Source organism: Mesorhizobium sp. M8A.F.Ca.ET.208.01.1.1, from assembly GCF_004791315.1.
Taxonomy (GTDB): Bacteria; Pseudomonadota; Alphaproteobacteria; order Rhizobiales; family Rhizobiaceae; genus Mesorhizobium.
The window spans coordinates 1-379 of the sequence record NZ_SRUT01000094.1 but is presented as its reverse complement, the minus strand read 5'-3'; the positions used below and the strand labels follow the sequence as shown (position 1 = coordinate 379).

The 379-nt window shown below is 71.2% G+C and carries 1 protein-coding gene; it reads right to left on the bottom strand.

What is annotated here, in order from left to right:
* On the bottom strand, positions 1-379 hold a 379-nt coding region (locus EN851_RS34430; RefSeq protein WP_145972395.1), incomplete at both ends, for a molybdopterin cofactor-binding domain-containing protein.

Here is a 379-nt window from a genome sequence, read left to right as displayed (position 1 = left end):
CGGCAAACAGCTTGGCGCGGATGGCATCGCAGGCCTTGAGCACCGCCGAACACACGCTGGCCGTGGAGATCGACCCGCCCGAAACGGGAGCCGGAGGCAGGCTGCTGTCGCCCATTTCGACGCTGATCCTCTCGATGCTGACGCCGAGCCGCTCGGACGCCATCTGACCGGCCACCGTTCGCACGCCGGTGCCGATCTCGTGCGAACCGCATTGCAGCCGCACGTCGCCGTCGACCGTCAGGCGCACGCGCGCCGCGCATGGCGCGACGGCAGTCGGGTAGATCGCCGTCGCGCAGCCCATGCCGACCAGCCAGTCGCCGTCGCGCATCGCGCCGACCTTCGGATCGCGCCTGACCCAGCCGAAGGCGTCCGCCGCCTG